26 protein-coding genes are annotated in these 24,419 nt (G+C 65.2%); 15 read left to right on the forward strand and 11 right to left on the reverse strand.

Annotated features, from left to right (window positions below):
- Nucleotides 1–27: 27 nt before the first annotated feature.
- The 9 genes from IT472_RS09690 to IT472_RS09730 all read left to right on the forward strand — a co-directional run bounded on the left by IT472_RS09690 (nucleotide 28) and on the right by IT472_RS09730 (nucleotide 10,430).
- Nucleotides 28–564 carry a hypothetical protein gene (locus tag IT472_RS09690; protein WP_297181280.1) on the forward strand — a complete coding sequence of 179 codons (537 nt, stop codon included), beginning with the start codon at nucleotides 28–30 and terminating at the stop codon, nucleotides 562–564.
- A gap of 72 nt (nucleotides 565–636) precedes the next feature.
- A complete protein-coding gene (locus tag IT472_RS09695; protein WP_297181281.1) occupies nucleotides 637–3,153 on the forward strand; it encodes a site-specific DNA-methyltransferase in 2,517 nt (838 codons plus the stop codon).
- Nucleotides 3,154–3,172: 19 nt separating this feature from the next.
- Complete coding sequence (locus IT472_RS09700; protein WP_297181282.1) at nucleotides 3,173–3,496, forward strand: nucleotidyltransferase domain-containing protein; 324 nt, start codon at nucleotides 3,173–3,175, stop codon at nucleotides 3,494–3,496.
- Nucleotides 3,497–3,547: 51 nt separating this feature from the next.
- A complete protein-coding gene (locus tag IT472_RS09705) occupies nucleotides 3,548–3,748 on the forward strand; it encodes a hypothetical protein (protein WP_297181283.1) in 201 nt (66 codons plus the stop codon).
- Nucleotides 3,745–4,002 (forward strand): hypothetical protein, encoded by a 258-nt coding sequence (locus IT472_RS09710; protein WP_297181284.1) that lies wholly within the window; start codon nucleotides 3,745–3,747, stop codon nucleotides 4,000–4,002. The genes IT472_RS09705 and IT472_RS09710 overlap by 4 nt, the downstream gene beginning before the upstream one ends.
- A gap of 69 nt (nucleotides 4,003–4,071) precedes the next feature.
- Nucleotides 4,072–6,477, forward strand: a complete 2,406-nt coding sequence (locus IT472_RS09715) for a DEAD/DEAH box helicase family protein (RefSeq protein WP_297181285.1) — start codon at nucleotides 4,072–4,074, stop codon at nucleotides 6,475–6,477.
- On the forward strand, nucleotides 6,443–7,234 hold the full coding sequence (locus IT472_RS09720; RefSeq protein ID WP_297181286.1) for a hypothetical protein: 792 nt from the start codon (nucleotides 6,443–6,445) through the stop codon (nucleotides 7,232–7,234). The genes IT472_RS09715 and IT472_RS09720 overlap by 35 nt, the downstream gene beginning before the upstream one ends.
- A 262-nt stretch (nucleotides 7,235–7,496) precedes the next feature.
- Nucleotides 7,497–8,678 carry a 2-methylaconitate cis-trans isomerase PrpF gene (gene prpF, locus IT472_RS09725; RefSeq protein ID WP_297181323.1) on the forward strand — a complete coding sequence of 394 codons (1,182 nt, stop codon included), beginning with the start codon at nucleotides 7,497–7,499 and terminating at the stop codon, nucleotides 8,676–8,678.
- Between the two features lie 315 nt (nucleotides 8,679–8,993).
- A complete protein-coding gene (locus IT472_RS09730) occupies nucleotides 8,994–10,430 on the forward strand; it encodes a bifunctional 2-methylcitrate dehydratase/aconitate hydratase (protein WP_297181287.1) in 1,437 nt (478 codons plus the stop codon).
- Nucleotides 10,431–10,466: 36 nt separating this feature from the next.
- Here the strand turns inward: IT472_RS09730 and IT472_RS09735 are convergent, their stop codons facing one another.
- From IT472_RS09735 to IT472_RS09745, 3 genes are read right to left on the reverse strand one after another with little or no spacing between them, the layout of a single operon-like run.
- Nucleotides 10,467–10,889: a DUF3592 domain-containing protein gene (locus IT472_RS09735; protein WP_297181288.1), complete on the reverse strand. Its 423-nt coding sequence runs from the start codon at nucleotides 10,887–10,889 to the stop codon at nucleotides 10,467–10,469.
- Nucleotides 10,890–10,914: 25 nt separating this feature from the next.
- Nucleotides 10,915–11,820, reverse strand: coding sequence for an SDR family NAD(P)-dependent oxidoreductase (locus tag IT472_RS09740; protein ID WP_297181290.1), 906 nt, complete (start codon nucleotides 11,818–11,820; stop codon nucleotides 10,915–10,917).
- The gene (locus IT472_RS09745) at nucleotides 11,817–12,590 is read right to left on the reverse strand and encodes an HAD family hydrolase (protein ID WP_297181291.1); all 774 of its coding nucleotides are present in this window, start codon (nucleotides 12,588–12,590) and stop codon (nucleotides 11,817–11,819) included. The genes IT472_RS09740 and IT472_RS09745 overlap by 4 nt, the downstream gene beginning before the upstream one ends.
- Before the next feature lie 77 nt (nucleotides 12,591–12,667).
- Between IT472_RS09745 and IT472_RS09750 the strand changes: the two genes are divergently transcribed.
- Nucleotides 12,668–13,186: an adenine phosphoribosyltransferase gene (locus IT472_RS09750; protein WP_297181292.1), complete on the forward strand. Its 519-nt coding sequence runs from the start codon at nucleotides 12,668–12,670 to the stop codon at nucleotides 13,184–13,186.
- A 54-nt stretch (nucleotides 13,187–13,240) separates the two neighbouring features.
- On the opposite strand, the gene IT472_RS09755 is transcribed toward IT472_RS09750, so the two are convergent.
- The 8 genes from IT472_RS09755 to IT472_RS09790 form a co-directional block, all read right to left on the reverse strand.
- The gene (locus tag IT472_RS09755; RefSeq protein WP_297181293.1) at nucleotides 13,241–13,741 is read right to left on the reverse strand and encodes an SRPBCC domain-containing protein; all 501 of its coding nucleotides are present in this window, start codon (nucleotides 13,739–13,741) and stop codon (nucleotides 13,241–13,243) included.
- The gene (locus IT472_RS09760) at nucleotides 13,719–14,081 is read right to left on the reverse strand and encodes a metalloregulator ArsR/SmtB family transcription factor (protein WP_297181294.1); all 363 of its coding nucleotides are present in this window, start codon (nucleotides 14,079–14,081) and stop codon (nucleotides 13,719–13,721) included. The genes IT472_RS09755 and IT472_RS09760 overlap by 23 nt, the downstream gene beginning before the upstream one ends.
- A 58-nt stretch (nucleotides 14,082–14,139) precedes the next feature.
- Nucleotides 14,140–14,772 (reverse strand): NAD-dependent dehydratase, encoded by a 633-nt coding sequence (locus IT472_RS09765; protein ID WP_297181295.1) that lies wholly within the window; start codon nucleotides 14,770–14,772, stop codon nucleotides 14,140–14,142.
- Nucleotides 14,773–14,910: 138 nt separating this feature from the next.
- The gene (locus IT472_RS09770; protein ID WP_297181296.1) at nucleotides 14,911–16,008 is read right to left on the reverse strand and encodes a M28 family peptidase; all 1,098 of its coding nucleotides are present in this window, start codon (nucleotides 16,006–16,008) and stop codon (nucleotides 14,911–14,913) included.
- 134 nt (nucleotides 16,009–16,142) lie between these two features.
- Nucleotides 16,143–16,889: an ImmA/IrrE family metallo-endopeptidase gene (locus IT472_RS09775; RefSeq protein ID WP_297181297.1), complete on the reverse strand. Its 747-nt coding sequence runs from the start codon at nucleotides 16,887–16,889 to the stop codon at nucleotides 16,143–16,145.
- A 6-nt stretch (nucleotides 16,890–16,895) separates the two neighbouring features.
- A complete protein-coding gene (locus tag IT472_RS09780; protein WP_297181298.1) occupies nucleotides 16,896–17,699 on the reverse strand; it encodes an NrdJb in 804 nt (267 codons plus the stop codon).
- 83 nt (nucleotides 17,700–17,782) lie between these two features.
- Nucleotides 17,783–18,223, reverse strand: coding sequence for a hypothetical protein (locus IT472_RS09785; RefSeq protein ID WP_297181299.1), 441 nt, complete (start codon nucleotides 18,221–18,223; stop codon nucleotides 17,783–17,785).
- A 78-nt stretch (nucleotides 18,224–18,301) separates the two neighbouring features.
- Nucleotides 18,302–20,452 (reverse strand): adenosylcobalamin-dependent ribonucleoside-diphosphate reductase, encoded by a 2,151-nt coding sequence (locus IT472_RS09790; RefSeq protein WP_297181324.1) that lies wholly within the window; start codon nucleotides 20,450–20,452, stop codon nucleotides 18,302–18,304.
- A gap of 459 nt (nucleotides 20,453–20,911) precedes the next feature.
- On the opposite strand from IT472_RS09790, the gene IT472_RS09795 reads away from it, so the two are divergent.
- From IT472_RS09795 to IT472_RS09815, 5 genes are all read left to right on the forward strand, one after another.
- Nucleotides 20,912–22,369, forward strand: coding sequence for a trypsin-like peptidase domain-containing protein (locus IT472_RS09795; protein WP_297181300.1), 1,458 nt, complete (start codon nucleotides 20,912–20,914; stop codon nucleotides 22,367–22,369).
- A gap of 68 nt (nucleotides 22,370–22,437) precedes the next feature.
- Entirely contained in the window at nucleotides 22,438–22,797 is a 360-nt protein-coding gene (locus tag IT472_RS09800; RefSeq protein ID WP_297181325.1) for a hypothetical protein, read from the forward strand.
- Between the two features lie 9 nt (nucleotides 22,798–22,806).
- The gene (locus IT472_RS09805; protein ID WP_297181301.1) at nucleotides 22,807–23,280 is read left to right on the forward strand and encodes a phage holin family protein; all 474 of its coding nucleotides are present in this window, start codon (nucleotides 22,807–22,809) and stop codon (nucleotides 23,278–23,280) included.
- Nucleotides 23,277–23,666, forward strand: a complete 390-nt coding sequence (locus IT472_RS09810; protein ID WP_297181302.1) for a hypothetical protein — start codon at nucleotides 23,277–23,279, stop codon at nucleotides 23,664–23,666. Before IT472_RS09805 ends, IT472_RS09810 begins: the two co-directional genes overlap by 4 nt.
- Nucleotides 23,663–24,376, forward strand: coding sequence for an HAD family hydrolase (locus IT472_RS09815; protein ID WP_297181303.1), 714 nt, complete (start codon nucleotides 23,663–23,665; stop codon nucleotides 24,374–24,376). The genes IT472_RS09810 and IT472_RS09815 overlap by 4 nt, the downstream gene beginning before the upstream one ends.
- The last annotated feature ends 43 nt before the right edge of the window (nucleotides 24,377–24,419 follow it).

A 24,419-nucleotide genomic window follows, 5' to 3' on the forward strand; every position in this document is an offset into this window, starting at 1 on the left:
TGCTGCTGACGATGGAACGCCGTTTCGATGACCGCTGTTGCCCCGGACTTGTCGCTCTCCCGTTTCCAGGCCCTGCTGCGCGAGCTGTTCCAGTTCGACAGCGCGGACCTGGACTTCGGCATCTACCGCATCCTCAACGAGCGCCGCGCCCTGTTCGAGGACTGGATCGACAACCGCCTGCCCGCCGCGGTGCGCAAGGCTCTGTCCAGTGGCGCGGTGGCCCAGTCCGACGCCAATGCGAAACATCTGGCAGAGCTGGCCGTAAAGCTGCGGGAGGAACAGGAAGACGAGTCCGTCATCGATGGTGACGGTCGCCTGCGCGAGGGCATCACCGGCAAGACCGCGCGCGAATACCGCGAGCTGTGGCAGGCGCAACAAGCCAGCGCCCAACCCGCCGGCACCGATGCGCGCGAGGCGGACATCTACAACCGCCTGTACGACTTCTTCCGTCGCTACTACGAGGACGGCGATTTCCTCAGCCTGCGCCGCTACGGCAGCGACGACGCCTACGCCGTGCCGTACAACGGCCAGGAAGTGCTGCTGCACTGGGCCAACAAGGACTAGTACTACGTCAAGACCGGCGAGCACTTCACCGACTACCGCTTCCGCGCCGGCGACAGCAGCGACGCCTGGCACGTGGAATTGCGCCTGCGCCAGGCCGAGACCGACCGCGACAACACCAAGTCCACAGACAAGCGGCAGTTCTTCTTCGACTGCGGCGCCATCGAAGTCGACGCCGAAGCACGCACGCTCATCGTGCCGGTGGCCTGGCGCGCGGCGAGCGCGGCCGAGGCCGAAGGCCTGCCCACGCGCAACGCCCAGGACGCCCTCAATGCCGACGCCGAGAAGAAGCTGCTCGGCAAGCAGGGCGTGAAAGCCGTGCCGGTTCTGCTGGCCGCGCTCAAGGCCAATGTGTCGGAAGACGAGGCCAAACCGCAAACCCTGCTGGCCCGCCACCTGCGCCGCTACACCCGCCGCAACACCAGCGATTTCTTCATCCACAAGGACCTGCGCGGCTTCCTCACCCGCGAGCTGGACTACTGGCTCAAGGCCGAGGTGCTGAAACTCGACACCCTGCTGGCCGGCGGCGAACAGCCGGCGCAGGCCTGGCTGCAGACCCTGGCCTGCCTGCGCGAGGTGGCCACCACCATCATCGACTTCGTCGCCCGCATCGAGGATTTCCAGAAGAAGCTGTACGAAAAGCGCAAGTTCATCACCGCCTGCCACTGGTGCCTGACCCTGAACCATGTGGAACGCGCCGGCCTGACCGAACGGCTGGCCGACATCCTCAACACCACGGACGGCGGCAAGGCGCAGAAGGCCGAATGGAAGCACCTGTATGCCATCGACGAAGTGAAGGCCGAAGGCGGCAAGCCGGGCTGGAAGGAAAAAGTCAGCGCCGACTTCCTGCGCAGCCAGCCCTACCTGGTGCTGGACACGGTGCACCTGCCGCAGGACTTCACCGATACGCTGCTGGCGTCATTCGACGACCTGGATGCCGCCACCGACGGCCTGCTGGTGCACGGCGACAACTGGCAGGCGCTGAACCTGTTGATGGAGCGGTACCGGGAGCAGGTGCAGTGCGTGTATATCGATCCGCCGTATAACTCAAAGACTAGCGAGATCATCTACAAGAACACTTACAAGCACTCTTCTTGGCTATCTCTAATGGCCAATCGCCTATCTGCCAGTCGCTCTCTTGAAACGGCAGATGGAAGCCACGTGATCGCCATTGACGAGAACGAACAAGAGGGTTTGGGCCACCTAGTCCGAAATGCATTTCCAGATCGCGAGATTGTGTGCGCGGTAGTGGTTCATAACAAAAAGGGGATCCAAGGTGACTACTTTTCGCACAATCACGAATACGCGTACTTTTGCATCAAGTATGGCCTCCCTGAAACCCACGGCGCACCAGTACCCAAGGATGAATGGGAGTACACGAACTTACGGAAGTGGGGGCGCGAGTCAGAACGTGAAACAGCAAGAAACTGCTTCTATCCGATTTACGTGAAGGAGGGGGAGATCATTGGGTTTGGCGAAGTGTGCGACGAAAATTTTCACCCCCGTGCAAACAATGCGAAGGACGGAAGTCGTATCGCAGTCTATCCCGTCGACGCTTCCGGAGTTGAGCGCAAGTGGCGTTATGCGCGCAATAGCGTCGAATCTATCAAGCGCCTTTTGAAGGTCCATGTAACTACGCAAGGCGAGATTCAGATCGTTAAAGCAGTTGACGAACGACCAATCAAAACCTTGTGGGACGACACCCGGTACATCGCAGGTGACTACGGCACTAAGTGGCTCACTGACCTTGGCTTGAAGCTAAGAGAAGACCTCTATCCAAAATCACTTCATGTAGTTGAAGATTCCGTTCGCGCAGTTTCCGAACCCCGATCAATCATCCTCGACTACTTTGGTGGGTCTGGCACGACAGCTCATGCGGTTGTGAGTCTGAACCGGGCTAGTGATCGCGATCAACGCAAGTTCGTCATGGTGGAAATGGGGTCCTACTTCGACACCGTGCTGGTGCCGCGCGTCAAGAAAATCGCCTACTCCCCGGACTGGAAGGACGGCAAGCCCGTCTCCCGCGCCGGCTCGTCGCTCGCCTTCAAATACCTCCGCCTCGAATCCTACGAAGACACCCTCGGCAACCTACGCCTGCGTGCCGATGCGCCGGGCCAGGGCGGGCTGGACCTGGACGCCATGCCCGAGGTGTACCGCCTGGGCTACTGGCTGGACGTGGAAACCGCCTGCAGCGCCAGCCTGCTCGACGTCGAACGGCTGGAACGCCCGTTCGACTACGCGCTGGACGTGCACGACGGCAAGGCCACGCACACCCGCGCCATCGACCTGGCCGAGACCTTCAACTATCTGATCGGCCTGATCGTGCGCCAGCGCAAGGTGCTCGACCGCGACGGCCGCCGCTATCTGCTGTATGCCGGCCGCACCCGCGCCGACGATGCCGACACCGCGGTACTGTGGCGCGACATCGCCGGCTGGACCGAGGCCGACTTCGCCGCCGAGCGCGATTGGATCGTGCGCGCCGCGCCGTTTGGCGAGGCCAGCGTGATCTACGTCAACGGCGATTCCGCCATCCCCGGCGCGCAATCGCTGGACCCGGTGTTCCACGCCCGCATGTTCGCCCCCGTCCACTGAGCCCGCGTAAGCTGCCGCCATGACCGCCACCGCACCTTCGCTGCAGCACCTGCACGCACTCCGCACCGAGCTCGATGCGCTGTGCCGCCGTCACCACGTGCGCCGGCTGGACCTGTTCGGTTCGGCCGCGCGCGGCCAGGCCGGCGCCGGCAGCGACTACGATTTCCTGGTGGAGTTTGCGCCGCTGCCGCCCGGCGGTTACGCCGAGGCCTACTTCGGCCTGCTGGAAGACCTGCAGGCGCTGCTGGGCGCGCCGGTGGAGCTGGTGGTCGAGCGCGCGATCCGCAACCCGTACTTCCGCCAGTCGGTGCAGGCGCACCGGGAGGCGCTGTATGCGGCTTGAGGCGGCCAGTCTTCGTTACGCGCCAACTCCCTCCTCTGGTAATCTTGCAGCATGAGCAATGTCGAGAAAATCGAACTCGAGGTGTCCAGGCTTTCGCAACAGGAGCTTGCGCGCTTCCGTGCCTGGTATTCCGGATTCGACGCGGACGCGTGGGACCGTCAGCTGGAGCAAGATGCTGCTTCAGGCAAGCTGGATCGCCTGGCCGCGAAGGCTCTCCAGGCGCACAGCGCGGGCAAGACCAAGGCGCTGTGAAGCATTTCGCCACGTCGGACTTCTGGAATGCTTATGAAGCGCTCCCGGGTCAGGTTCGGCGGCTTGCGGACAGCAATTTTCAGCTTCTCAAGACCAATGCGCGCCACCCTTCGCTGCACTTTAAGCGCATGGGGCGGTTCTGGTCGGTGCGCGTGGGGTTGCACTTCCGCGCACTCGGTGTGGACGCGCCCGACGGCGTGGTCTGGTTCTGGATCGGTAGTCATGCCGAGTACGACAAACTCGTTGGCGCCTGACAATCCAGTGCAAGCCGGGCTGAATCAGGCATTCGATCTGCGAAGCGCCCTGCCGCGGGGAGCGCCCTGATGCCGCGCGTCGCGCGCACTGCGAGCTCTCCGCGGCCGGCGCCGGCCAACGCCGCCAGCCTCACCGCGCGGCTGGAGCAGCGCCTGGTCCTGCTGCGCTGGATGCTGCACACGCTGGGGGCGCAGGACAACCGCAGCCTGCTGGACGCCTGCGCCCGCGCCGAGGAAGGCATGGACGAGGATGGCGTGTTCCACGTCACCCGGTTGCTGGCGGCGCAGGTCAAGGACGCCGCCGTGCGCCGCGACCTGCTGCGCTATGACGCCAACCTCCGCCGGCATCTTGAGCGGATCAACCAGGCGCGCGCCGCGCAGCCGCTGCAGCTGCGTTATTTCCAGATGCTGGCGCTGTTGTTCACCGAGGTGTACCTGGACCGGCTGGCGCAGGCGCCGGGCGCACTGCTGGATGCGCTCAACCGCTTCCTGTCCTCGCTGCCGGAGATAGCGCTGTTCCAGCCGTTTGGCCGCGACGACCTGCGCAAGCTGGCGTTCTGGATGGCCACCGGCAGCGGCAAGACCCTGCTGCTGCACTTCAACCTGCTGCAGTACCGGCATTACTTCCCCGGCCCGCTCAACAACCTCCTGCTGATCACCCCCAACGCGGGGCTGAGCGAGCAGCACCTGGCCGAGGCGCGCGCTTCCGGCCTGCACGCTGAGCGCTTCGACCCGGAGCGCCCCGGCCTGCTGCCCGGCCGCGACGTGCTGCAGGTGATCGAGATCACCAAGCTGGTGGTGGACAAGAAAGGCGGCGGCGTGACGGTGCCGGTGGCGCGCTTCCTGCGCGAGGGCGCGCCCAACCTGATCTTCGTCGATGAAGGCCACAAGGGCAGCGGCGGCGAGGTCTGGAAGGGCTATCGCGACCAGCTCGGCGCGACCGGCTTCACCTTCGAGTACAGCGCCACCTTCGGCCAGGCGCTCAATGCCGCCGGCAACGAGGACCTGCTGGCCGAGTACGGCAAGGCCATCGGCTTCGACTATTCCTACCGCTATTTCCACGGTGACGGCTTCGGCAAGGACTTCCGCCTGCTCAACGTCGGCGGCGACGACCCGGAGGTGCGCGATGCGCTGATGGCCGCCAACCTGCTCAGCTACTACCAGCAGCTGCGCGTGTACGGCAGTGGGGCCGGGTGGCCGCGCTACGGCATCGAAAAACCGCTGTGGGTGTACGTGGGTGCCAGCGTCAACAGCGGCAAGACCGGCGGTTCGGATATCGCCACCGTGCTCGACTTCCTCGACCGGTTCCTCGCCAACCAGCGTGGTTGGTCTGCGAAGCTGGTGAAGAAACTGCTGCACGACGCACGTCTGTTCCGCGGCGACGACGGCCGCGCCGGTCTGCACGATGCGCTGGCCTGGCTGCGCGAACGTTATCTGCCGGATGCGGATTTTTCCGCGCTGCTGGCCGACATGCTGGCGCAGGTGTTCCACCTGCAGGCGACGGGCGCGCGGCTGGAAGTGCAGCCGATCCGCGGCGCCGACGGCGAGATCTCTCTGCGCGCGCAGGGCGCGGCGCAGCCGTTCGGCGTGGTCAACGTGGGCGATACCTCCGACTTGCTGAAGCTGCTGAAAACCGCCGGGGTTCCGGTGCTGGAAGACGTGGTGGGTGACTCGCTGTTTGCCGGGATCAATCGTCGCGGCTCGCCGGTCAACCTGCTGGTCGGCGCCAAGAAGTTCATCGAGGGCTGGAGCAGCTGGCGCGTGAGCAGCCTGGGCCTGCTCAATGTCGGCAAGAGCGAGGGCGCACAGATCATCCAGCTGTTCGGGCGCGGCGTGCGCCTGCTCGGCCTGGGTCGCAGCCTCAAGCGCAGTACCGCGCTGCCGGGCATCGAGCATCCAACCGACATCGGCTGGCTGGAGTGCCTGAACGTGTTTTCGGTGCGCGCGTCGTACATGCAGGTATTCCGCGACGCGCTGCTGCGCGAGGGCGTGGACGACCTGCCTTCGGTACTGATCGAGTTGCCGCTGTGGAAATTGGCCAGCAGCGAACCGGAAGCGGCGAATCTGGCCTATTTCGAGCCGCCTGTGCCGCAGCGCTTCCGCGAGGAGTGTGTGGTCATGCCCGGCCAGCCGCGCGGCCTGCCGGTCAAGCACGATGCGTCGGCGCGCTTCGCCAGCTATGCCAGCACGCAGGCGGGCATCGACGGCGGCGCAGCGCAGCGCCAAGCCGCGCGCGCTGGCTCCGGCCGTACTGGCGCTGCTGGACTGGAATCAGGAGTATTTCCGCCTGGCCGAAAAGAAGCGGCTGCGCGGCTGGAGCAATGCCGTGGTCCGCCCGCAGACGCTTCGCGTCATCGCGGCCGATGGTTGCCAGTTCATCGCCGAGGACGGATTTTTCCAGCCGCAAGGTGCTGCCGCGATCGGGCGCCTGCAGGAAGCGGTGTGCGAGGCGCTGGAAGCATGGTTCGAACGTGACTATCGCCTGCAGCAGAACCGCTTCGAGACAAAGCACATGCGGGTGTGTCGCGTCGGCGAGGCGCAAGCCCAGTATCCGCCGTACAAGGTGCTGGTACGAGTGGACCAGCGGAATGTCATCGGCGAGCTGACCGCGTTGGCCCATGAGCTTCTCTCGGGACGGAATCCGGACTGGACCCGCTACCCACTGGTGCGGAAACAGCGCTTCGAGCGGCATCTCTACCAACCGTTGCTGATCGCCGTGGATGGAAGCGCCGCGGACACCGTGAGCCTGTCACCCAAGGTGCTGGAGAAGTCGGAGCGCGAGTTCGTTGCGGCTTTGCAGACGTATTGGGAGGCCGAACGCCTTGGGCAGCTTGCAGGTCACAAGCTCTACCTGCTGCGCAACCAGTCGCGCGGCCGCGGTCTCGGGTTCTACGAGACCGAAGGATTTTTCCCGGACTTCATCCTGTGGAACATCGGCCCGCAGCGCCAGCAGGTGTTGTTCATCGAACCGCATGGCCTGCTGATGGAAAAACGCGGCAGTGACAAGGTGACCGGCTTCCATGAGCGCCTGCAGGATTACGTGGCGACCGGCCTGCAGACAGCGGGGCGCGATGACATCGCCGTCGATGGCTGGATTCTGTCGGAAACGCCGATGCTGGATTTGCAGCAGCAATGGGACGTTCCTTGGACCGAACAGGACTTTGCCTCCCGACACATCCTGTTCCCGCAAACGGGCTATTCACAGGTGATGAAACAACTGCTATTGCCGTAGCGCACGATCGATGGTGTCGGCGCCATTTGACTGGTGGGGCACGACCAATGACCCTATTGTTCCACCCCGTCGATTCACCGGCAGCACCGGAACGGCCCGACATTTCGGCCGTGCTAGAGTTAAGCACCGAGGCCTGTGCTTAACCAGAATTCATCCTGAAAGATGTTTGCAATCAACACGTTGCCGAGCATCTTAGGCATCTGAATCCGTGGCCGCAGAGCGCCGCGATGCGGCGTTTCAAATCCATGCTGGAGCAATCGTGATCCACTTCTCCCCTCAACTCCGCATCCCTGCCACCTACATGCGCGGCGGTACCAGCAAAGGCGTGTTCTTTCGCCTTGAGGATTTACCCGTTGCAGCGCAAACCCCCGGCCCCGCGCGCGACGCGCTGCTGCTGCGGGTGATCGGCTCGCCCGACCCCTACGGCAAGCACACCGATGGCATGGGCGGGGCGACATCGAGTACGTCCAAGTGCGTGATCATCGCGCCGGCCAGCGTGCCGGATCACGATGTCGATTATTTGTACGGGCAGGTGAGTATCGATAGCGCGTTCGTGGATTGGTCGGGCAATTGCGGCAACCTGTCCACCGCGGTCGGCCCGTTCGCCATTACCAACGGTTTCATCCCCGCCGAACGCATCCCCGACAACGGCACGGTGACAGTGCGGATCTGGCAGGCCAATATCGGCAAGACCATCCTTGCGCATGTGCCGATCACCGACGGCCAGGTGCAGGAAACCGGTGATTTCGAAGTGGATGGCGTCACCTTCCCGGCCGCCGAGATCGTGCTGGAGTTTCTGGATCCGTCCGATGACGAGGGCGATGGCGGGTCGATGTTTCCCACCGGGCATCTCGTCGATGACCTCGACGTGCCCGGCCTCGGCACACTCAGCGCCACGATGATCACCGCCGGCATTCCGACCGTGTTCGTCAACGCCAACGCGCTTGGTTATGACGGCACCGAGTTGCAGCCGGTGATCAATGACGACAAAGCCGCACTGGCCAAGCTCGAAGCCATCCGCGTGGCCGGTGCGCTGCGCATGGGCCTGATCAAGACGCCGGAGGAAGCGGCGACCCGCCAGCACACGCCCAAGGTCGCCTTCGTCGCGCCGCCGAAAGCCTACGTCTCGTCGGCGGGCAAACGCATCGCCGCCGACGCCATCGACCTCAACGTACGCGCCATGTCGATGGGCAAATTGCACCACGCGATGATGGGCACGGCCTCGGTCGCCATTGCCACCGCCGCGGCGGTGCCTGGCACGCTGGTGAATCTTGCCGCCGGCGGCGGCCCGCGCGATGCGGTGCGCTTCGGGCACCCGTCCGGCACGTTGCGCGTGGGCGCGTCGGTGGAACTGCGCGACGGCCAGTGGGCCGTCACCCGCGCGGTGATGTCACGCAGCGCGCGGGTGCTGATGGAAGGCTGGGTGCGGGTGCCGCAGGGGTGAGCCCATTGCAGAGGGGAGCTCCAGCGGGCTTCCCCCTGTAGCGAAATCAAGGGGGAGGCAGCGGGCGCAAGCACGCTGCCGGAGGACATTCGCGCAAGGGGGAAGCCCGCTGGCGCAAATGACGTCATCGCTGCGGCAACGAATCAGCGCCGCCACGCGTCTGCAATTCGGCCACGGTTGATCTTCATCAAGCACGGCTTGCATCGCGGTTGCCGTGGGCGGTACCGCAGCGGTAGAACGTCCATGTCCGCGCGTGAGGTAAGCGTCCGCGCTTTTGCCCATGCGCAAATCATGAATGCCGCTGGAGGACGTTCCATGACATCCCGCAACGACAACCAGCGCCCCGAATGGGACGATGTGCTGGTTCGCATCGTCGATTACGTCCGCGATTACCGGCCAGACTCGGCGCTGGCCTGGACCACCGCGCGCCATGTGCTGATCGATTCGATCGGCTGCGCGCTGGAAGCGCTGGAGTACCCGGCCTGCACCAAGCTGCTCGGGCCGCTGGTGCCCGGCGCCAGCCTGCCCGGCGGCGCGCGCGTGCCGGGCACGCGCTTCGAGCTGGATCCGGTCAAGGCCGCGTTCGACATCGGCGCGACCATCCGCTGGCTGGATTACAACGACACCTGGCTGGCCGCCGAATGGGGCCACCCGTCCGACAACCTGGGTGCGATTCTCGCCGTGGCCGACTGGCTGGCGCGCAAGGGCGCGCCGTTGACGATGCGGCAGGTGCTGGAATGCGCGATCAAGGCGCACGAAATCCAGGGCGTGCTGGCGCTGAAGAATTCCTTCAACCAGGTGGGCCTGGACCACGTGGCACTGGTCAAGCTGGCCTCGACCGCGTTGGTGTGCCAGCTGCTGGGGCTGGACCGCGAACAGGCGCTGGCGGCGCTGTCGCAGGTGTTCGTGGACGGCCAGAGCCTGCGCACCTACCGGCACGCGCCCAACACCGGCTCGCGCAAGAGCTGGGCCGCCGGCGATGCGTGCAGCCGCGCGGTGCGGCTGGCGCTGATCGCGCAGACCGGCGAGATGGGCTATCCGGGCGCGCTGACCGCGCCGGCCTGGGGGTTTTACGACGTGTCGTTCCAGGGCCGCGAATTCCGCTTCGAGCGCGAGTTCGGCAGCTACGTGATGGAAAACGTGCTGCTGAAGATCAGCTATCCGGCCGAATTCCATGCGCAAAGCGCGGTGGAAGCGGCGATGGCCCTGCACGGCCAGCTCAAGGCGCAGGGCCGCCGCGTCGAGGACATCGAGAAAATCCTCATCCGCACCCACGCCGCCTGCGTGCGCATCATCGACAAGCAGGGCCCGCTGGACAACCCGGCCGACCGCGACCACTGCATCCAGTACATGGTGGCGGTGCCGCTGCTGTTCGGCCGCCTGACCGCCGCCGATTACGAGGCCGACGTGGCCAGCGATCCGCGCATCGACGCCCTGCGCGCGAAGATCCACTGCGTCGAAGACCCGGCCTTCACCGCCGACTACCACGACCCGGACAAGCGCTCGATCGCCAACGGCCTGACCGTCACCTTCAGCGACGGCACAACGCTCGATGAAGTGCTGGTCGAATACCCGATCGGCCACCGCCGCCGCCGCGCTGATGGCATCCCGCTGCTGGAAGAAAAATTCCGGCGCAACCTCGCCCGCCGCTTCGATCCCGAACGCCAGCAGGCGATCCTCGCGGTGGCGCTGGATCAGGCCCGGTTGGAAGCGTTGCCGGTGCAGGAGTTCATGGCGCTGCTGGTGCCCTGAGGCCGCGACCGGCCCCGCGGCGCCGCGCACACGCTGTCACCGCACCCGGACCAGCAACACGATTCCCAGCAACAGCCAGGGCACGCAAATGACGCCGATGAACAGGTTTTTCCCGTACAGCGTGCCGAAGTCATCGATGAGGCTGGCCTCGGGGTGCTCCGGGTTGTAGATGACATTGACCACCGACCCGATCGGGCGTTTCGCCTGCGCGGTGTTGCACCAGTCGTCGGTGAACTTGACCGTCTCACCGGCATGCTGGAATTCGACGACGGCGCAGAAGCGTCGCCCCACCCGGGCCCGATACGCCTGCCTTTCGTAGGCGACGATTTTCCCGGTTCCGCGCACGCCCGCCGTTGATCGCTGGTACGCGTCGGCCAGATGCCAGGCGGAGTAGCCCACGCCCCCCAGACCGGGCAGGACGAAGACGACTAGGAAAATGAGCAGCAGCTTGAGTCGCATCGCAATCCCCCCGCCCGAGGCGCGATCACGTCACGTCGCACGCCTGCGCCGCGTTGTGCAGCAAGCCCAGCTTGGCCAGTTCGTGTTGGGCTTGGTCGAAGCCGGTCTGCGGGACCATCGCGTCCTTGCGGTTGGCCAGGGTATTCCAATGCGCGAGGATGGCCTCCGCCGTGGCATCCTCGCCCAACGCGATCCCTTGCGTCATCGCAATGTGCACCAACTCGAAACTTCCCGCGCCCGCCGACAGGATGGCGCGGTTGGGGGCGCCTTCGGCCACCAGCGCCAGCACTGCCGGGCTCACCAATTCCGGCTTGAACTGCGACAATTGCTCCGGCGGCAGGATCCCTTCCATCATCCGGGTGGCGCCGGTGGGCGCCAGGCAGTTGACGCGGATGCCGTGCTTTTCGCCCTCGATGCCCAGGGTCTGCATCAGCCCCACCAAGCCCATCTTGGCCGCGGCGTAATTGGCTTGGCCGAAGTTGCCGTACAGACCGCTGCACGAGGTGGTCATCACGATGCGGCCGTAGTTCTGCGCACGCATCGCGTTCCACACCGCCTTGGTGCAGTTGGCCGCGCCCATCAGGTGCACGTCGACGACGAGGCGGAAATCGTCCAGCGCCATCTTGCCGAAGCTCTTGTCGCGCAGGATGCCGGCGTTGTTGACGAGGATGTCGATCCGCCCGAAATCGGCCAAGACCGCATCGGCCATCGCCTGCACCGCACCGGCGTCGGCCACCGAGCACTTGGCGGCGCGCCCCTCGCCGCCGGCGGCGCGGATTTCCTCGACCACGGCATCGGCCGCATCGCCGAGGTCATTGACGATGACCTGCGCGCCGCGGCTGGCCAGCAGCAGCGCGTGTGCGCGTCCCAAGCCGCCGCCGGCGCCGGTGACGATGGCCACGCGGCCGGTCAGGTCGATTTGTGCGGTCATGCGATCCATTCTCCTTGGGGTGCGGGTTGCAGGCGCGACTGGAGGTCCAGCTCCTGCAAGGTGGTTGGCAGGTCCTGCAAGGACGTGATCGTGCGCATCCGGCCCTGGCCTGCGGAAAGTTCGGCTTCGGACTCATGCGCCCAGGTGGTGTGGTAGGGCACATGCACGCCCCAACCGCCCAGCTCCAGCACCGGCGCGATATCCGAGCGCAGCGAATTGCCGACCATCAGGAAGTTGTGCGCCGAGACGCCGAACTCCTCGAACAGGCGCGCATAGGTGGCCGGGTCTTTTTCGCTGACGACCTCGATCCGGCGGAACAGATCCGACAAGCCGGAGTCGCGCACCTTGGCTTCCTGATGGAACAGGTCGCCCTTGGTGATCAGCACCAGCGGATGCTGCGCCGCCACCGCTTCAACCGCCGCACGCACGCCGTCCAGCAATTCCACCGGATGCCGCAGCAGGTCCTTGGCCAGGCTCACGATGCGCTTGATGTCGGAGCCGTTGATGCGCGCCTCGGTGATGTCCACCGCCGCTTCCACCATCGACAGCGCCATGCCCTTGGCGCCATAGCCGAAGAAGGCGATGTTGCGCTTCTCGTAGGCGTACAGGCGCTGGCCGACGTCCTGCAAATCGACGTAGGCCGAGAGGATGCGCTCGAACTGCTGCTGCGCATCGTCGAAATAATCCTGGCTGCGCCAAAGGGTGTCGTCGGCATCGAACGCCACCAGGGCGATGCCGGAACGTGGGTCGTGGGAGTTCATCGCCGCCATTTTACGGCTTCGCGCCAGGCATGGCCGTTTCTCGTGACCGACAGGCACAATGGGTCGATTCCGGAAGGAGCCGCGCCATGCCCGAGTGGACCCGCCTGATCCGCGACGTACCGGACTTCCCCAAGCCCGGCATCGTGTTCAAGGACATCATGCCGGTGCTGGCCGACGCCGCTGCCTTCGCGTCAGCGATCTCGGCGCTGGCGCAGCCATGGCGCGACACGCCCATCGACGCGGTGGCCTGCATCGAGGCGCGTGGTTTCCTGCTCGGTGCGCCGCTGGCATGCGCACTCGCTTGCGGGGTGGTGCCGCTGCGCAAACCCGGCAAGCTGCCGGGCGCCACCCTCGAGCAGCGCTACGCGCTGGAATACGGCGAGGACGCACTGCAGGTGCAGGCCGATGCGCTTGCGCCCGGTGCGCGGGTGCTGTTGGTGGATGACGTGCTGGCCACCGGCGGCACCCTGTCGGCGGCACGGCAACTGCTCGAGCGCCTGCAGATCCAGATCATCGGCGGATCGGTCCTGATCGAACTCGGCTTCCTCGGCGGCCGCGCGCGCTGGCAGGATGCCGCACCGCTGCATGCCGCGGTGCGGTTCTAGCGTGACCAGCCCCTTTCCGGAGCGCGTTGCAGCACACGCTCCGGGCGGACGCCCTCACATCCCGCCGGCCAGCAACACATCCAATTGCGCGAACTGCTCGGGCAGGCCTTCGGCCGAACCGGCGAGCGCGTCCTCGAGCGCTTCGGTGGTCGGATAACGCTCATGCAGGGTGACCTGGGTCGTGCCGGCATCTTCCTCGAACGTCACCGTGGTGACCGCGCCCTGCGCGCTTTCCTCATTCGTCCACACGATGCGCTGGTTCGCAATCACTTCCAGGTAACTGCCGAAGAACGCCAGCGGCTGCTCCGCCATCGGATGGCGGAACACCAGCCGATAGCTGCCGCCGGTGCGCACGTCCATCTCGCAGGAGAGCAGCGACAAGCCCGAGCCTGCCGGCACCCACCAGCGCTGGAATAGCTCGGCCTTGCTCCAAGCCTCGAACACGATGTGCACCGGGGCATCGAAGCGGCGCGTGACGACGAGCTCGCGGTCGGATTTCCGCTCGACGGTCGTGCGGTTGCCGGTGGTGGAATTACGTTCGTTTGCGCTTTGCATCTGCCTTCTCCTTGCATTTGAGTTGCTCGACCACCTGATCCAGTGCGTCGAAACGCGCACTCCAGACCTGGGCGTAACGCGCGATCCACGCTGCCTCGTCTTCCAGCCGGCGTGGCCCCAGCCTGCAGGTGCGTACCCGCCCGATCTTCTCGGTGGTCACCAGCCCCGCCTGCTCGAGCACGTGGACGTGCTTCTTCATGCCGGTGCGGGTCATGCGGAAGCGATCGGCCAGGTCGCTGATCGAAGCATCCGAACCCCAGAGCTGCTCCAACACCCCACGCCGGGTGGCGTCGGACAGTGCCGCGAAGGTGGTGTCGAGGCAGGCTTGACAGTGAACCATAAGGTTCACTGTATGCCCAGACGGATCGCATTGCAAGCGGCCGGCAGCTGGCCGCGGCTTATGCCAACTGACGAGCCGCGATGACGCGACGGCCTGGGCGTGCCTGCACGGCCGCAGCCACCAGTGCATCGGCAATCTTTTCGGCGCGGCTGGGACGCCATTGCTTCGGCAACAGCGGGCGCAGCAGGCGCGAGAGCGCAAGCATCCGTCCTTCGCCCGGGCGTGGTGGGATCCGAACGCCATCGATCAGGCCCGGACGCACAAACGTCAGCGACGGATAGTCGACCGCTGCCAGTGCCGTTTCGAGCTCACCCTTGACCCGGTTGTAGAAGAACAGCGAACGCGCATTGGCGCCCAGTGCCGAGTTCAGTGCATACGCGCCGGCATCCTTCCAGCGCGCCAGCCGCGCCACCAGCAAGGGATAGTCGAAATCCACGCGGCGGAACGCCTCCTTCGATCCCGCCTCGGCCAGCGTCGTGCCGAGGGTGCAGATCACTGCGTCCGCGGCCCACCAGTCAGCGTCCGGATCCAGGGCATCGAAATCGACCAGCGGGTTGCGCAGCTTGGGATGTTGCACGGCGAGCGCGCGCCGACTCGGTGCAACCACCGAAACCACCTCGGGCGCAGCCAGCAGGCGCTCAAGCACCAGCCGACCGACCAAGCCACTGGCACCGACGTGCAGGATCATCATGAGCCGCCTCCTTCGTTCGTGCAGGCAAACCGGTCTTGGGCACACCGCGACCGCCACATGCCCTGACCGCCCCGATGGGATCGCAGGACGCGGCGGATGGCCAGGCGCAGGTCAGCGTCCCCGATGCATCCGCGTGCGTCAGGGGCTGCGCGGCGCGCGACCTTCCTGCAACGTTCGCGCCGCCTCCACATATTTGGCGGTCTTCGGGTTGGCGGCATTCCAGCGCGGCGCGACCGGATCGTTGGCGATCATCCACACCGCCAGCGCCACGGTGCGATTGATCGCCGCCATATTGGTGTAATCGATCTTGTCCCAGGTGTCGGCGGCGCCGTGGTAGTCCGGGTATTCGTAGGCGACGCTGATGGTGTGCGCCGGCACGCCCAGGTCCGCCAGCGCCTGGTTGTCGCTGAAGGCGAAATAGCGGTCGCTGTTGACCGGGTGGCGGGTGATCCGCACGTCGGTCAGGCTGCCGGCCCGGCGCAGCACATCGGCCACCTGCGAGTAGTCCGCGCCGGTAAGCGCAGCGGCGCGCACTTCCGGCCCCTCGCTGTCGTCGGTGCGGCCGACCTGTTCGAGATTGATGTCGGCCACGGTATCGGCGACCGGCACCAGCGGATGCGCGCCGTAATAGCGGGAACCGACCAGGCCGTGCTCCTCGCCGAACACGGTCATGAACACGATGCTGCGTTTCGGCCGCGTTTTCAGTGCCGCAAACGCCCGCGCCAATTCGATCACCGAGACCGTGCCACTGCCATCGTCATTCGCGCCATTGAAGATCGGATCGGCTCCGCCGCCCGGACGCACGCCAAGATGATCGTAATGCGCGGTCACCAGCACATAGGTCTGGCTCAGCTGCGGATCCGATCCACGCAACACGCCGACCACATTGCGCACCGGGATGGGATCCGGCGCATTCGCGTAGCGGGCGCGCTCGCGGGCAGGCGCAATCTGCCGCCAGTCGGCGGTCTGGAAATAGCCGTCATCACCCAGCGGTTCCAGCCCGGCCGCACGAAACTGCGAAGCGATGTATTCGGCCGCCATGTCCAGCCCACGCGACGGCGTGCCGCGGCCTTCAAGCGCATCCGATGCGAGGAAGGCCAAATCGCCACGCATGTTGGCGGCGGAGATCGACGCCAGCAGCTGCGCCTGTTCCGGCGGCAGGGTTGGCTCAGCGGCCTGTGCGGTGGATGCTGTGAGCACAGCGGCCAAGCAAGCAAGACGAAGGGTTCGGAGCATGCCGCGCATCATGGATTCCCGGATTGGAGTTCCGCCGAAATGTAGCCGCAGGCGGAATGATCGTCCCGGGCTGGAAGTCAGGTGATGGATCAGGGCAAGAGACCACATTCGACTATTCGCATAACCTGCCGTTTCTAGCGCACCCACTTGGCTGAATCCGGCTCTACGAGACCAACCTCCTCCAAGCGAATTGCCATTGCCACCGGTGACACACCGAAGAATTGGTTGAGTGGAAGAAAATGTCGCCCCATGAAATGTGATGCTGTTGCTGAAAGAATTGAAGCGTCACGCTGCAATTTTATTTTTTTTCGACAGCCCTGGTAGTTGCCAAGCAAAAACCCAAACGCCGTATCTTCGTTCATTCGAAAGACATGCATTCCAAATCGCGCGTAGAACTCATTGAGCACATGCCTCGCCGGCATCAAAAAACAAGAGGAAAACAAATCGGCCTCACGCTCCATATTGTCTTTCCGAGGCATGTGACCAGAAAGTGCCCGATCCCGATGCAGCGTCATCCCTGGATGCTCGACAACGTGACCGAGCTCGTGACCGGTCGTGAAGCGGCGTTCTTGACCATCGAGGTTCGGTGAGATTTTTACCAATCGAGCGTCTTGATCGACCACACCTGCCACTCGCACCCGTCGACCCTCGTTCCACATTTCGCCCAAGCAAGGATCGGTAACTACACGAAAACCCTTCATGGACAGCGCGACTGCAGGCTCCACTGACTCCAGTGGATGCGACGGCACCTTATCGACAAAAAGATCGTACCGGTTGTTCCACAACTCTAAATGCACCTCATGCGCTCGAGCTTCGATTGTCGAGGCAGAGCGCAGGGTAGCCAATCGTTTTTCTATGTTATCCACCACTGCTGATTCCAAGCCCCCTCACCCGCACTTGCTGTAGCCGCAGTTCAGGCAGGTCGCGCAGCCGTCCATCAGCACCAAGGCCTTGGTGCTGCACTTGTGGCACATGCTGGCCGAGGGCGGGAAGCTGGTGCCGTCGCCGGTGATGGCGATGGCCTCGCCCTCCATCGCGTCGTCCTCGGCGATCATCGCGCCGCCCATTTCGCCCGCCGTGCCGGCGCCTACTGAGCAATTTTCAGCGTTTTTTTTTGAGCGCGATTCGTAGACCCTGCGCTTCTCCGCGATCAATGCCCGGCGTGCGTCGCTCATCTCCGGGTCGTGGAGCAGGCCAATCGCCTTGAGGTGATCTTCGACGATGCTGCCGAGCTCAGCCACCAGCGAGGGCATGTAGACACCGCCGGCCTTGAAGTAGCCGCCGCGCGGGTCGAACACCGCCTTCATTTCATCGACGATGAAGGTGACATCGCCGCCCTTGCGGAACACCGCCGACATGATCCGGGTGAGCGCGACGATCCACTGGAAATGCTCCATCGACTTGGAATTGATGAAGATCTCGAACGGCCGGCGCAGTTCGTGCTCGGTGCCGGCGTTGAGCACGATGTCGTTGATGGTCACGTACATCGCGTGCTCGACCAGCGGCGATTTGATCTTGTAGGTGGAACCGATCAGGACGTCCGGGCGCTCGATGCGCTCGTGCATGTGGATGACGTTGTCTTCCAGCTCAGCGTCGTCCGCGGTGGCGGCGACCAGCTCGATTTCGGCTGCGCGCTGCTCGGCGGTGACAACGGAATAGCCCTTGATTTTCTTTTCGATCCTGACGGTCATGGAACCTGAAACCTGCCTGTCGTGTTGCTGTAACGGGGGATGCGCCCCACCCGGCGCGAGACCGGGCGGGCGCGTGTGCTTGCTTACTTCGTCGTCTTCTTGGCGACTTTCTTCGCGGCCTTCTTGGCTGGCGCTTTCTTCGCCGCCGGCTTCTTCACCGCAGCCTTCTTGGCAGCGGCTTTCTTTGCAGGGGCCTTCTTCGCTGCTGCTTTTTTCGCTGGCGCTTTCTTGGCCACCACCTTCTTTGCCGCCTTCTTGCCTGCAACCTTGTCCTTCAAGGTCTGCGCCTGCTTGCGCGCGTCGGCACCGGCGGCGGACAGCTTCTGCTTGGCGGTGGCGACTTTCTTCTCGACAGCCTTTTTAGCCGACGTGGCCGCGGTCTTCGCCCGCGTGGTCGCCTTCTTGACCTTGGCAAGCGTGGTTGCCGCCGCCGCCGAGGCGGCGTCGCGCAATTCCGCCACTTTTTCCTTGCCGCTTTCAACGGCATCGGACAGCGCATTCGTGACCTGGTTTCCGTTGCTCATATGCCCTCTCCTTGCGGGGCTGGGTGGGAGGCTTCCCACCCCGCGATGCTATACCCGAACCGCCCGCCTGCGCCGGCCTCAGAACTTGCCGTAGTAGCCCTCTTTCAGCGCGTCGAACAGGTTGGCGGCGGTGTGCATCTCGCCGTCGTATTCGATCTGCTCATTGCCCTTGACCTCGATGGTGGAGCCATCCTCCAGCTCGAAGCGGTAGGTGGTGTTCTCGAGGTCGGCTTCCTTGACCAGCACGCCCTGGAACGCGGCCGGGTTGAAGCGGAAGGTGGTGCAGCCCTTCAGGCCCTGCTGGTGGGCGTAGCGGTAGATGTCCTTGAAGTCCTCGTACGGGTAGTCGGTGGGGACGTTCGCGGTCTTGGAGATCGAGGAATCCACCCACTTCTGCGCAGCCGCCTGCACGTCGACGTGTTCCTTCGGGCTGATGTCGTCGGCGCTGATGAAGTAGTCGGGCAGCTTCGCCGCCGCGTCCTCGGCAAACGGCATCGCCTTGGCATTGACCAGTTCGCGATAGGCCAGCAACTCGAAGGAATAGACGTCCACCTTTTCCTTGGACTTCTTGCCTTCGCGGATCACGTTGCGGCTGTAGTGATGGGCGAAGCTCGGCTCGATGCCGTTGCTGGCGTTATTGGCCAGGCTGAGCGAGATGGTGCCGGTGGGCGCGATCGAGCTGTGGTGGGTGAAACGGCAGCCGACTTCGGCCAATTCATCGGCGAGCTCGGGCGCGACCTTCGCCACCTGCTGCATGTAGCGGCTGTAGCGCGCGTGCAGCACCCGGCCTTCGATCTGCTGGCCGAGTTTCCAGCCGTCCTTCGCCATTTCCGGGCGCTTGCGCAGCATCTCGGCATCGACGGTGAACAGCTCGTCCATGATCGGCGCCGGGCCCTTTTCCTTGGCCAGGGCAAGCCCGGTTTCCCAGCCGGCCACCGCCATCTCGCGGGCGATCGCCTCGGTGAATTCGCAGCTTTCCTTGCTGCCGTACTTCATCTTCAGCATGGTCATGGTGCTGCCAAGGCCAAGGAAGCCCATGCCGTGGCGGCGCTTGCGCAGGATCTCGTCACGCTGGCGCTGCAGCGGCAGGCCGTTGACCTCGACCACGTTGTCGAGCATGCGAGTGAACACGCGCACCACTTCCTTGTACTCCTCCCAGTCGAATTCGGCCTGGTCGGTGAAGGCGTGGCGCACGAACTTGGTCAGGTTGACCGAGCCCAGCAGGCAGGCGCCGTAGGGCGGCAGCGGCTGTTCGCCGCAGGGATTGGTGGCGCGGATGGTCTCGCACCACCAGTTGTTGTTCATCTCGTTGACGCGATCGATCAGGATGAAGCCCGGCTCGGCGTAGTCGTAGGTCGAGACCATGATCATGTCCCACAGGTGGCGGGCGCGGATGTGCCCGTACACCTTGCAGGCCACCAGGCCGTCGTCACGCACGATGTAGTTCGCGTGCAGCGGCCAGTCGCGCCAGACCACCTGGGTCGCGTCGTCGAGATCGATTTCGCCGCGCTCCTTGGCATTGATCGGGAACACCAGCGGCCAGTCGTCGTCGGACTCCACCGCCTGCATGAAGCCGTCGGTGATCAGAAGGCTGAGGTTGAACTGGCGCAGGCGGCCGTCTTCGCGCTTGGCGCGGATGAAGTCCTTCACGTCAGGATGCGACACGTCGAAGGTGCCCATCTGCGCTCCGCGGCGGCCACCCGCCGAGGACACGGTGAAACACATCTTGTCGAAGATGTCCATGAACGACATCGGCCCCGAGGTATACGCACCGGCGCCGGCCACGAAGGCACCGCGCGGACGCAGGGTCGAGAATTCGTAACCGATGCCGCAGCCGGCCTTCAGGGTCAGCCCGGCCTCGTGCACCTTTTCGAGGATGCCGTCCATCGAATCGGTGATCGTGCCTGACACCGTGCAATTGATGGTGGAGGTGGCGGGCTTGTGCTCCTGCGCGCCGGCATTGGAGGTGATGCGGCCGGCCGGGATCGCGCCGCGGCGCAGCGCCCAGGTGAAGCGCTCCTGCCAGTACTGCTGCAATTCGACGGTGGGCTCGGCCTCGGCCAGCGCCTTGGCCACGCGCCGGTAAGTGCCGTCGATATCGGCATCGATGGCGACGCCACGCTTGGTTTTGAGGCGGTATTTCTTGTCCCAGATGTCCACCGATGCCGGCTGCATCGGAATGTCGCTCTTTGCGTCGGTGGCCACCGCTTCCAGCCTCGCCCTGCTCATGCCTGTCGGATCTCCCATTCCGTCGATTGTCCAGATTCCACGGCACGCTGCCGCGAAGGTTTCCTTGTCCCGGTGGTCGCACCGGTGTCTTCCACATCCAACTGCGGGTTCCAGCTGTCGTCGATCGGTTTTGCGAACAACGCAGGCCACACCCGCGGCTCCATGCGGCCACTATAGCTAGGATTTTTTGTAAAGTCGGCCACTACATCTTGTGGCACCCCACCCAAACAAACGTTCGCACCCGGCTCCCGGGAAGTCAATCGACCACTGCCGGGAAACGCCCTTTTCCCCTTGGACACCGCCCTGCAGCACGCTGAGCAAGACCCCGCGATCCACCGCCGGTCAGACCTGAATGGGCGGCATGTTGCGGTGCGCGATCAAATTGCGCCGCCCGACGTCCTTCAGCATCGATTGCAATGCGTTTGGCGAGACTGAACGCAGTCATCCATCATTCCCGCCATGAAACACGCTTCCCGCACCCTGTTGGCCCTGTCCCTGTCCGCTGCGTTCGGCGGCTTTGCCGCCACTGGCATGGGGTTACTGCTTGACCACCCTGCCGAGGCAGCAACGGTAGCGGAGTCAGCGCCACTGCCGACCAGCCAGGCCGCGCCGATGCCACAGGCCACGGTGGCGCGCTCGCCGATGCCCTCGCTGGCTCCGATGCTCAAGCACGTGCTGCCGGCGGTGGTCAGCGTCAATACCAAGCAGGTCGTGCGGGTGAACACGCCGTTCGGTGACGATCCGATGTTCCGCCGCATCTTCGGCATCCCGCAGGAGCGCATCGCGCGTTCGCTGGGTTCGGGCGTGATCGTCGATGCCCAGCGCGGGCTGATCCTGACCAATAACCATGTGGTCGAAAACGCCGATGAGGTGCAGGTGACCCTGGCCGACGGCCGCACCATCACCGCGGAATTCGTCGGCTCCGATCCCGACACCGACATCGCGCTGATGCGCATCCCCACCCGCAACCTGTCCGGGGCTGCGCTGACCGCGATTCCACTGGCCAACAGCGACCAATTGCAGATCGGCGATTTCGTGGTGGCGATCGGCAACCCGTTCGGGGTCGGCCAGACCGTGACCTCGGGCATTGTCTCCGCGGTCGGCCGCAACAACTTGCCGGGCGCCGGCTTCCAGAGCTTCATCCAGACCGACGCCAGCATCAATCCGGGCAATTCCGGTGGTGCGCTGGTCAATCTCAACGGCGAGTTGGTCGGGATCAACACGGCCAGCTTCAACCCGCGTGGTTCGATGGCCGGCAATATCGGGCTGGGCTTTGCCATCCCGTCCAACCTGGCGCGCCGCATCGTCGATCAGTTGCTGCATGGCGGCGTGGTTCGCCGCGGCACCCTCGGCATCGACCTGCAGGATGTCGATGCGCGCATCGCCCAGGGCCTCGGCCTGAGCGAACCGCGTGGCGCGGTGGTCACCCGCGTGTATCCGGATTCCGCCGGCGGCGCAGCCGGCCTGCGCGTGGGTGACGTGATCGTCGCCGCCAACGGCGAACCCATCGCCGATGCCGAGGCGCTGCGCAACTTCCAGGGCCTGCAGTCGCCGGGCGCTCGGGTGACCCTCGATCTGCGGCGTGACGGTCGCGCCCTGCAGGTCACCAGCGGGCTGCGCGAGGTGCCGAAAGCACTTGCCGGCGACCGCGTGGACCCGCGACTGGCCGGTGCCAGCTTTGCCGAATTGCCTGAATCACTGCGCCGCCAGGGCTTGAATGGCGTGCTGGTGGAATCGGTGGCGCGCGGCAGTCGCGCCGCCCAGAACAACCTGCAAGGCGGCGACGTGGTCCTGGCGGCCAGCAGCGGCAAATTCAACGACCTATCAGGTTTCCGCGCCAGCTTTGCGACACCGCCACAGCAGTTGGTGTTGCGGGTGCTGCGCGGCAACGCCCGCGGCGACCTGCTGATGCGCTGATGCAACGAAGTTGCAGCACGCGAACGCGATCAGTGCCACACTGGCTTCCCCCAAAACCGAGGACATGGCTGATGAGCGAAAACACCGAAGCGGTCAAGGCCAATCTGGGCGAGGCCGGCACCCATTTGAAGCAGGCTGCGGTTGCGGCCGGCAGCGCGGTCAAGAGCGCCGCCGGCGCAGCCGGTGACGAATTGCGGGTCGGCAAGGCCCAGGTCAAGGCAGAACTGGCCGACAGCGCAGTGGCCGGCATCAGCGCAGCCGAACACTTGGGTGGTGCCGCCGGCGAACAGGCCAATGCCCTGATGGACAAGGGCCGCGACCTGCTCGACAGCGCCGCCGAGCTGATCCGCGAACGCCCGCTGGTTGCGTTCGGCGCGGCCTTCGCCGCTGGCTGGATCATTTCCAAGCTCGGCCGCGGGGACAAGTAAGCCACTGGGATGGCCGACGAGCCGATCCCGCCGGAGAGCGAAGCGCAGGCAGGCACGCCGGGACTGGGCGAGGCGCTGCATGCGCTTGGCGACCAATCCCGGCAGAGCCTGCACGACGCACTCGCGACCGGCCAGGCGCTGCGTGCATTGCTGGCCGCCGATCTGGCGCTGGCCCGGGCAGCGGTGGGGCGTGCCTTGGTGTTTGCCGGCACCGCCGCCGCACTGGGCATTTCCGCATGGATGCTGCTGCTGGCCGCCGTTGTCGCCGGCCTGCGCGCGCTTGGCGTGGCGTGGGGAATCGCACTGCTTGTCGTGGCAGCCATCGGTGCCGTCGGAGCCGTGCTCTGCGGGTTAGCGGTCAGGCGCAGTCTTGCCCACGCCGGACTGGACGCCACCCGTCGGCAACTGGCACGGCTGTTGCCGGAAACCAATCCGGGGCAGCCGGCCGCTTCACCCCCGCGTGACGCAGGAGACATCCGTTGAGCCTGGCCGAACTGCACGCCCGGGTTGCCGCCGCCGAACGCGAGGTTGAAGCCCGCCGCGAGCAAACCGGTGCGCAGTGCCGGCGCACCCTCGCCACTTGGCGCACTGGCTGGACCCCCGGACGGCTGGTCGTCGCCGGTCTGGCCTTGGGTTTCCTCAGTGGCCGCGCACGGCCACTGCGACTGGTCGGCAGCGACGGCGTGCTGAATCTGCTGCGCGCCCTCGCCAAATTGCTGGAACGCGCCGTTCCTGGACGCAGCGAACTTGCGGACCCGAACGCCGACGCCCCCAATCCCGCGGCATCCACCCCCACACCAGACGATCCCCCGGCTGTCTGGCCCGACGCACCGCGTCGCAGCAGTTCCCCTTTCGTGACCACGTCGTGAAATCATCGCTCCGCGCCATCACCCTCGACCTTGATGACACCCTTTGGCCGTTCGCTCCGATCGGCGAACGCATCGAGTCCACCCTCCACGCTTGGTTCGAAGCCCACAGCCCGCGCACCGCCGAACGCTTCCCGATCGCGGAAATGCGCGCGCTGCGCGAACGGGTCATGCTGGAATTCCCGGAGTTGGCGCACGACCTGGGCCTGCTGCGGCGGTTGACGATCGAGCGCGCGTTGCGCGAGAGCGGCGACGATCCGGAATTGGCCAGTGCCGCCTATGCAATCTTCTTCCGCGAACGCAACCGCGTGGATTTCTTTCCCGACGCGATTGCCTCCCTGCGCCGGATCTCCGCACATCTGCCGGTGGCCGCGCTGACCAATGGCAATGCAGACCTGGTCGCCATCGGCATCGGTGATCTGTTCCGGTTCGAACTGACCGCCCGCGAATACGGCGCACCCAAGCCCGACACCGGCCTGTTTCGCGAAGCCTGCCAGCGCCTCGAGGCCGAGCCCGGGGACGTACTCCACGTCGGCGACGACCCGCGGGTGGACATGGCCGGGGCCGCGCGGGCAGGAATGCGTACCTGCTGGATCGATCGCGGCCTGCACGCCTGGCCTGAGGCGCAACCGCCCGCCGACCTGCGGGTGACGACGTTGACCGCGCTGGCCGACTGGCTGGAATCCGGGGCCCCGCTGAAAAAGGTCGCCTGACCCTGCCCTGCGCGGGCGGTGCAGCGTCCATCTGCCACCACAC

The organism is Thermomonas sp., from assembly GCF_020850895.1.
In the GTDB taxonomy this organism is placed as follows: Bacteria; Pseudomonadota; Gammaproteobacteria; order Xanthomonadales; family Xanthomonadaceae; genus Thermomonas.

Excerpts from the sequence above, each read along its gene's own strand:
- IT472_RS09690 (WP_297181280.1), top strand. The coding sequence starts at position 28 with ATGACCGCTGTTGCCCCGGACTTGTCGCTCTCCCGTTTCCAGGCCCTG.
- IT472_RS09700 (WP_297181282.1), top strand. The coding sequence starts at position 3,173 with ATGACCGCCACCGCACCTTCGCTGCAGCACCTGCACGCACTCCGCACC.
- IT472_RS09705 (WP_297181283.1), top strand. The coding sequence starts at position 3,548 with ATGAGCAATGTCGAGAAAATCGAACTCGAGGTGTCCAGGCTTTCGCAA.
- IT472_RS09715 (WP_297181285.1), top strand. The coding sequence starts at position 4,072 with ATGCCGCGCGTCGCGCGCACTGCGAGCTCTCCGCGGCCGGCGCCGGCC.
- IT472_RS09730 (WP_297181287.1), top strand. The coding sequence starts at position 8,994 with ATGACATCCCGCAACGACAACCAGCGCCCCGAATGGGACGATGTGCTG.
- IT472_RS09735 (WP_297181288.1), bottom strand. The coding sequence starts at position 10,889 with ATGCGACTCAAGCTGCTGCTCATTTTCCTAGTCGTCTTCGTCCTGCCC.
- IT472_RS09740 (WP_297181290.1), bottom strand. The coding sequence starts at position 11,820 with ATGACCGCACAAATCGACCTGACCGGCCGCGTGGCCATCGTCACCGGC.
- IT472_RS09745 (WP_297181291.1), bottom strand. The coding sequence starts at position 12,590 with ATGGCGGCGATGAACTCCCACGACCCACGTTCCGGCATCGCCCTGGTG.
- IT472_RS09750 (WP_297181292.1), top strand. The coding sequence starts at position 12,668 with ATGCCCGAGTGGACCCGCCTGATCCGCGACGTACCGGACTTCCCCAAG.
- IT472_RS09755 (WP_297181293.1), bottom strand. The coding sequence starts at position 13,741 with ATGCAAAGCGCAAACGAACGTAATTCCACCACCGGCAACCGCACGACC.
- IT472_RS09760 (WP_297181294.1), bottom strand. The coding sequence starts at position 14,081 with ATGGTTCACTGTCAAGCCTGCCTCGACACCACCTTCGCGGCACTGTCC.
- IT472_RS09765 (WP_297181295.1), bottom strand. The coding sequence starts at position 14,772 with ATGATGATCCTGCACGTCGGTGCCAGTGGCTTGGTCGGTCGGCTGGTG.
- IT472_RS09770 (WP_297181296.1), bottom strand. The coding sequence starts at position 16,008 with ATGCTCCGAACCCTTCGTCTTGCTTGCTTGGCCGCTGTGCTCACAGCA.
- IT472_RS09780 (WP_297181298.1), bottom strand. The coding sequence starts at position 17,699 with ATGACCGTCAGGATCGAAAAGAAAATCAAGGGCTATTCCGTTGTCACC.
- IT472_RS09785 (WP_297181299.1), bottom strand. The coding sequence starts at position 18,223 with ATGAGCAACGGAAACCAGGTCACGAATGCGCTGTCCGATGCCGTTGAA.
- IT472_RS09790 (WP_297181324.1), bottom strand. The coding sequence starts at position 20,452 with ATGAGCAGGGCGAGGCTGGAAGCGGTGGCCACCGACGCAAAGAGCGAC.
- IT472_RS09795 (WP_297181300.1), top strand. The coding sequence starts at position 20,912 with ATGAAACACGCTTCCCGCACCCTGTTGGCCCTGTCCCTGTCCGCTGCG.
- IT472_RS09805 (WP_297181301.1), top strand. The coding sequence starts at position 22,807 with ATGGCCGACGAGCCGATCCCGCCGGAGAGCGAAGCGCAGGCAGGCACG.